Origin of the sequence: Leucobacter sp. NPDC077196 (genome assembly GCF_040687075.1) — a bacterium.
GTDB lineage: Bacteria > Actinomycetota > Actinomycetes > Actinomycetales > Microbacteriaceae > Leucobacter.
This window is the reverse complement of the sequence record NZ_JBFBML010000036.1, coordinates 1-5,803: the sequence shown is the minus strand read 5'-3', so window position 1 is coordinate 5,803 and position 5,803 is coordinate 1. Positions and strand designations below refer to the sequence as shown.

The 5,803-nt window shown below is 64.9% G+C and carries 9 protein-coding genes and 1 pseudogene; all 10 read left to right on the top strand.

Annotated elements, in window-relative coordinates:
- A partial coding sequence (locus tag AB0O71_RS15345) for a DUF3560 domain-containing protein (protein ID WP_363746711.1) occupies window positions 1–967 on the top strand: 967 nt, incomplete at its 5' end.
- A gap of 389 nt (window positions 968–1,356) precedes the next feature.
- The gene (locus AB0O71_RS15340; protein ID WP_079941821.1) at window positions 1,357–1,566 is read left to right on the top strand and encodes a hypothetical protein; all 210 of its coding nucleotides are present in this window, start codon (window positions 1,357–1,359) and stop codon (window positions 1,564–1,566) included.
- Between the two features lie 41 nt (window positions 1,567–1,607).
- Window positions 1,608–2,132 carry a hypothetical protein gene (locus AB0O71_RS15335; protein ID WP_079941822.1) on the top strand — a complete coding sequence of 175 codons (525 nt, stop codon included), beginning with the start codon at window positions 1,608–1,610 and terminating at the stop codon, window positions 2,130–2,132.
- Between the two features lie 355 nt (window positions 2,133–2,487).
- Entirely contained in the window at window positions 2,488–2,736 is a 249-nt protein-coding gene (nrdH, locus tag AB0O71_RS15330) for a glutaredoxin-like protein NrdH (RefSeq protein WP_200769340.1), read from the top strand.
- Window positions 2,737–2,785: 49 nt separating this feature from the next.
- Window positions 2,786–3,190, top strand: coding sequence for a DUF6573 family protein (locus tag AB0O71_RS15325; protein WP_079941824.1), 405 nt, complete (start codon window positions 2,786–2,788; stop codon window positions 3,188–3,190).
- A gap of 86 nt (window positions 3,191–3,276) precedes the next feature.
- Window positions 3,277–3,648 carry a single-stranded DNA-binding protein gene (locus tag AB0O71_RS15320; protein WP_079941825.1) on the top strand — a complete coding sequence of 124 codons (372 nt, stop codon included), beginning with the start codon at window positions 3,277–3,279 and terminating at the stop codon, window positions 3,646–3,648.
- Window positions 3,649–3,732: 84 nt separating this feature from the next.
- A complete protein-coding gene (locus AB0O71_RS15315; RefSeq protein WP_079941826.1) occupies window positions 3,733–4,539 on the top strand; it encodes a ParA family protein in 807 nt (268 codons plus the stop codon).
- The gene (locus AB0O71_RS15310) at window positions 4,536–4,913 is read left to right on the top strand and encodes a hypothetical protein (RefSeq protein WP_139770737.1); all 378 of its coding nucleotides are present in this window, start codon (window positions 4,536–4,538) and stop codon (window positions 4,911–4,913) included. The genes AB0O71_RS15315 and AB0O71_RS15310 overlap by 4 nt, the downstream gene beginning before the upstream one ends.
- A gap of 36 nt (window positions 4,914–4,949) precedes the next feature.
- Window positions 4,950–5,381 (top strand): hypothetical protein, encoded by a 432-nt coding sequence (locus AB0O71_RS15305; protein WP_228145653.1) that lies wholly within the window; start codon window positions 4,950–4,952, stop codon window positions 5,379–5,381.
- Between the two features lie 7 nt (window positions 5,382–5,388).
- Window positions 5,389–5,803 (top strand): annotated as a pseudogene (locus tag AB0O71_RS15300) (hypothetical protein); the annotation flags it as partial.

Sequence of the window (5,803 nt, the reverse complement as noted above, 5' to 3'; positions counted from 1 at the left end):
CGAGTGGGATGTGAGAGTTTCCTCGAAGGAAGATCCCGGTGGCCACGCTGACGTTTACTGGCCGGGATCGTTACACCACTCTACGGGGCACTACTCCGCGCAGATCCTCAAAACAAATGGGTGGCGCTGGGGCCGCAGCATCTCCGCCTGGTACGTCCCGAACAGCCGCGACCGCCTGCCCAAGGATTACGTCATCACCCGCACCGCCTCAGCGCTCGAAACCGCAGGCTACGCGCTGGCCCTCGAAATCGACCGCACCACCCGCAGCACCGGAGAAGTCGAAGCAGGCAAGGCCATGCGCCAGGCCAACCGCGCCGACGCGCTCGAAGCGAAGGCGCTGCGCAAGAGCGCAGACGCACACCAGGCATGGAACCGGGCAGACGCGGCCGGTAACGCGCTCCCCGAGGGTGGCGAGCCCATCAAGATCGGCCACCACTCCGAGCAGCGCCACCGCAACGCCATCGAGAAGGCACACCGCCGCATGGGGCAGGCGATCGCAGCCGACGCCGAGGCCAAGGAAACCGCACGGCGCGCCCGCGTCGCGGCCGCCACCACGAGCGCCCGCTACAAGCCCGTGACCGTCGCGAACCGCATCGAGAAAATCACCGCCGACATTCGCCGAGTCGAGCGCAGCATCTCGGCCGACGTCTACGACCGCGAAACCGGATACAAGCCCGCCACCGCAGAGCAGCAGGTCAAGCGCGCCGAGCACTACGCGCCCCAGCTCGACGAGCTGCGCGACCAGCTCGCCTACTGGCAGCAGATCCGCGCCGACCAGATCGCCACCGGCCAGGCCACAAACTACAGCCGCGAAACCGTCAAGAAAGGCGACGCCGTGAAGATCCGCGGCACCTGGTCACTCGTGCAGCGCGCCAACCCCAAGACCGTGCGCATCCAGGTTGAAGCCGGATGGGATCTGGCCTACGCCTGGGCCGAAGTGCAGGACCACCGCCCCGCAGCAGAATAGAGGCATTATCCCCAATAGAGGCATAAGGGGCCGCGCGCAGAGCGTGGCCCCAGTCGCACCCCGCCGGGGCGCGACGCGAGGGTGCGACCCCCTCGCGCTCCCCCAGCTCGAACCGACGGAGCGGCCCGAGCAAGACGCCGGCCGGCAAGCCGGCCGCAGCAGGCGCAAGCGCCCAATTTATTGCCGTTGATGCCTTCGGCACTGTAGCAACCGCTCCGCTACGCGCATCCGTCCGGGCAGCCGCTGCGCGGCCTTCCTTGACGCGCCGGCCTCGCCCGTCTCTCGCTCCGCTCGGCCGCGCAGGGCCAGCACTACTCCTGCACTCCGCTGCCGCGCTCGCTGTGGCACTACGTGCCATCAACGGCAAAAAAATGAGAGGAAGAGAACCCATGCAGAGCATCACCACCATCACCACGTTCGTGCCCGTCGTCGACGACACCGAGATTCAGCGCCAGTTGCGCAAGCTCGGCGAGCGCGAAGAAGACCTCGCCCACCACGCCCGCGCCGGATACGCGCTTGCGCACACCGCAACCGTTACCGGCCCCGACTTCACAACGTTCGTTGACACGCTCACCCGAGACAACGAAACCAGCAACTAATAGAGGCATTATCCCCAATAGAGACAATGGAGGCATTAGAGATGACGAACACCGACCAGCAACAGGCCATCGAACGATTCATCGCCTACTGGGATGAAGGGATGGCCGCCGACCTCGCCCCCAGACTCACATGCGGCGAAACCGAGGCGATCGCGGATCTGCTCACCGCACACGAGCGCCGCGACCTCGCGGCCGAGTGGATCAACCAGCACAGCTACACCGACGACTCAGGCGACAGCCACCACCGCAGCGCAGGCCAGGGCATCCGCTACGAGCTGGCCACCATCACCGAATCGGTCGCCGTGGTCGAGCTGAACGAGGAAGACCCCAGCGCATTCGGTGCCGGGCACCTGGTGCTCTACCGCGCCGACGACAAGACCCGCCGATTCGCGATCACCGAGCGCACCGACAAGCCCGAGGACGACGACACCCGCGAAGTCATCGGCTGGCACTGGTGCGCCGAGCGCTACCAAGCAGGAGGCTGGACCCCCGACGCGGAGGGCGAGACGACCGACGACGACCTATCCGCACTCGTCGAGGCCGCCTGGACATGGGCCACCCGGTGAACCGAAACCGCGCCCCTCACGGGGCGCGGTGCGAGGGTGCGACCCCCTCGCACTCCCCCAGTTCGAGCCGACGGAGCGGCCCGAACATGACGACGGCCGGCAAGCCGGCCGCAGTAGGCGCAAGCGCCCAATTTATTGCCGTTGATGCCTTCGGCAGCATAGCGACCGCTCTGCTTCACGCATCCGTCCGGTCGGCCGCTGCGCGGCCTTCCTTGACGCGACGCTCTCGCCCGTCTCTCGCTGCGCTCGGCCGTGCGGGTGCGTCACTACGGTTGCGCTCCGCTGCCGCGCTCGCGCTGGCACAGGGTGCCATCAACGGCAAAAAAATTTGAGGGGTGAAGAGAGAATGAGCACCATGAACACCGACAGCCTGACGGTCTACACCAAGCCCGGATGCGTGCAGTGCACCGCGACGTACCGCGCACTCGACGCGAACGGCATCCTGTACGACGTCGTCGACCTCAGCGAGAACGACACCGCCACGGAGTACGTGAAGCAGCTCGGCTACCTCAGCGCCCCCGTCGTAGTCGTCAACGAGCACGAGCACTGGGCCGGCTTCCGAATCGACCTCATCGAACAGCTCGCCGCACGCCTCGGCGAGTAACCCAGCCATCAATAGAGGCATTATCCCTAATAGAGACAATGGAGACACCATGACTGCACACGAGGCCTTCGGCCCCATTATCGCTAGCTACACCCGAGCCCAGGCGCTCGATGACGGAGCGCTCGTCGACGTTACCGAGATGGCGCAAGACGCGCGATTCCGTGTACCCGTCGCGCTCACGCGAGAAGCGTGGGCCGAGGTGGTCGCGTGGGATGAAGACAGGCCCGAGCCGCAGGACGAAAGCGGCCGGCTCTGGGATGTTCTCTACCTCGCAGGCCATGCCGCATCGAGAACGGCCGGCAGTAACCGCGTGACCTTCCAGGTGCTGCGCGTGCCCAACGAGAACCGCGGCCACGATTGGAACCAGCCCGAGCCGATCGAGCTGGCTCTGCACATCGGCCCCGGCGACACCGCAGAACCCGTCATAACCATCATGCTCCCGAACGAATCCTGAAACACTAATGCCTCTATTGTCCCTAATAGAGGCATTAGGTATAATAGAACTACATCGACCAGTACCCGCACACGAAAGGAACCGCAATGAGCTACATCACCCGCACAGGAAACCTCGTCGAAGCCCCAACCCTTCGCCGCAACGACAAGGACACGCCGTACACCTACGCCCGCGTCGCCGTCTCTGATCGACTCAGGGACAAGGACACCGGCGAATGGTACGACGGCCCCACGATCTTCTACTCAGTGAACGTGACCGGCCAGCAGGCGGAACAGCTCGTCGAGGCAGCCGAGATCTCCGGCAACATTCGCGTCACCTTCTCCGGCGATTACCGCGTCACCTCGTACAAGCCCGAGGGCGGCGAGGAGCGCGTGCAGCACGAGGTGCGAGCAGATGAGGTAGGCGTCAGCCTCCGAAACCAGCGCGTCACCGTTTCGAAGATCCGACAGGGCGACTGACGATCGCCCCCAGGGAGGGCCGCAACCCGCGGCCCTCCCAATAAATAGGTCTAATAGAGGCATTAGAGATAGAGAGTTGGAACCATGAGCGCAACCCGTGAGGCCGTCATCCTGACCGCCTGCAACCAGAAAGGCGGCGTGGGCAAATCGACCACGCTGTACCACCTCACCCGCGCCGCGGTGAACGACGGCCTGCGCGTGCTCGTCGTCGACGCGGACCCCCAGGGCAACATCACCCAGGTGCTCACCGAGGGTGTCGGGGAGGAAGAACCCGGCCTCGCTGACGTGCTCAGCGAATACGCCAGCGAAACCCTCGAAGAGGTCATCGTGCCAGCAATCTGGGAAGGCGTCGAGGTCGTGCCCACCACAGGCGAAACACTCGGTATTGTCCGCGACCAGCTCGTGATCGCCGGCGCCGGCCGCGAGGCACGCATGCGGAAAGTGCTAGAGCCCGTACGCGGCCGCTACGACCTGATCTTGATCGACTGTGGGCCGAGCCTCGATCAGCTCGTCACCAACGCTCTCACAGCCGCTGACGGCGCACTCGTGGTCACTCAGACCAAGCTCTGGTCGACCAACGGCCTCGCAAAGCTGCTCGATACCATCACGGTAGTCAACCAGAGCTACAACCCCCGCTTGCGCGTCGCAGGAATCGTGCTCAACCAGCACGAAGCTCGCACCATCGGCGGAACCCATTGGGCCGAGGAAATCACGGCCGCAGCGGAAACCCGAGGCCTGCCGCTGCTCGCGCCGCCAGTACCCAAGCGCCAGGCGATCGCCGACGCCACCGAAGAATCACGCGGCCTCGATGAAGGCGACACCGACGCGCGCGAACTCGCGAAGATCTACGCCGGTTACATCGCCGAACTGACCGGAAGGAACGAACGATGAGCACTGAACGCAAGAGGCGCACATCGAGCCTGGCAGGGCTCACGCCAGTAACCACTCACCCGGCGTCAGAGCCAGCGGCCGAGACTCCTGCAGTCCAGGCACCCGCTGCGCCCGTAGCGCCCCGCACGCGGCCGAAGGCGCAGCCCTCAAAGGGAAGCCGCAAGATGAATTACTACGCGGATGAAGACCAGCAGGGCCGCATCCGCGCCGCGTACTACGCCGGCCGCGACACGTACGGATGGCAGACCCTCACCGACATGCAGAACCAGATCATCATGCAGCACGTGGAACAGCTAGAGCGGGAGTTCAACGGGGGAGCGCCGTTCGAGCCCGTGCACCCCGGCTCCATCTCCCGAGGCCGCCCCCTCGAATAACGGCCCACTGTCCGAGGTCCGCGAAAGGATGACGTGATGAACACCGATACCGACTTCCAGGCACGCTGGCCCGAGCTGTTCGAACCCCTCACGCAGCAGCAACGAGAACAAGCCATCGGCGCGTGCTGGTACGTGCTCAACGATGGCTTCCCGATCGCCAGGGAGACCGTGCAGCGCATCACTACGTTACTCGTCGACGACCCCCAGCAATTCGCGATCCTCTACGCGCTGTACACCGAGGCCAAGGGCGCGGGATATGAGGATCTGGCCGAGCGCGCGGAGCGCGGCGAACTGACCGTGAAGCCAGGCGGCGTCAGCTTGCAGGGGGACGCTGCCGCTGCCGAAGCCCGACGCGCACTCATGGATGCGACCGGCGTGACAAACATCGAAGACGTCACTAGTGCTGCGCTCGGACGCCCGACCGCAGACGCGGATGAAATCGGCGTCGACCCCACAACGAAGGATTGACAGACCAATGGCTATCAACGAAGAAACGCGACAGCTCGAAATCGCACGCGAGGTCGAAGCACTGACACGTACGCTCGCGCACTCGACGCGCACCGTTCCCAACCCGAGCGAGTCATACAACCTACTCGCCGAACTGTGGCTCACCGTGGATCACTTGCAGCAGGTCTCCCAGCAGCTCGCACAGTGGCACCAGGGCGTCATCGACGGCACCCACTACAACGGCCTCGACGGGGAAAAGTATGCCCCAGAAAACGTCGTGCCGTTTCTGCACAGTGCTGCAATCGCGCTCGGGGAAGCATACGGGGCGATCGGCTCGGCGCACTCGATGGCTCTGTTGCAAAGATTGGCGGCAGTCAGAGGTAGGCTGTCGCTCTGCGCCGATCAGGCGGCTGCTGCGAAATGGTGGTTGAGCATGCCCATGG

Excerpts from the sequence above, each read along its gene's own strand:
- AB0O71_RS15340 (WP_079941821.1), top strand. The coding sequence starts at position 1,357 with ATGCAGAGCATCACCACCATCACCACGTTCGTGCCCGTCGTCGACGAC.
- AB0O71_RS15335 (WP_079941822.1), top strand. The coding sequence starts at position 1,608 with ATGACGAACACCGACCAGCAACAGGCCATCGAACGATTCATCGCCTAC.
- nrdH (WP_200769340.1), top strand. The coding sequence starts at position 2,488 with ATGAACACCGACAGCCTGACGGTCTACACCAAGCCCGGATGCGTGCAG.
- AB0O71_RS15325 (WP_079941824.1), top strand. The coding sequence starts at position 2,786 with ATGACTGCACACGAGGCCTTCGGCCCCATTATCGCTAGCTACACCCGA.
- AB0O71_RS15320 (WP_079941825.1), top strand. The coding sequence starts at position 3,277 with ATGAGCTACATCACCCGCACAGGAAACCTCGTCGAAGCCCCAACCCTT.
- AB0O71_RS15315 (WP_079941826.1), top strand. The coding sequence starts at position 3,733 with ATGAGCGCAACCCGTGAGGCCGTCATCCTGACCGCCTGCAACCAGAAA.
- AB0O71_RS15310 (WP_139770737.1), top strand. The coding sequence starts at position 4,536 with ATGAGCACTGAACGCAAGAGGCGCACATCGAGCCTGGCAGGGCTCACG.
- AB0O71_RS15305 (WP_228145653.1), top strand. The coding sequence starts at position 4,950 with ATGAACACCGATACCGACTTCCAGGCACGCTGGCCCGAGCTGTTCGAA.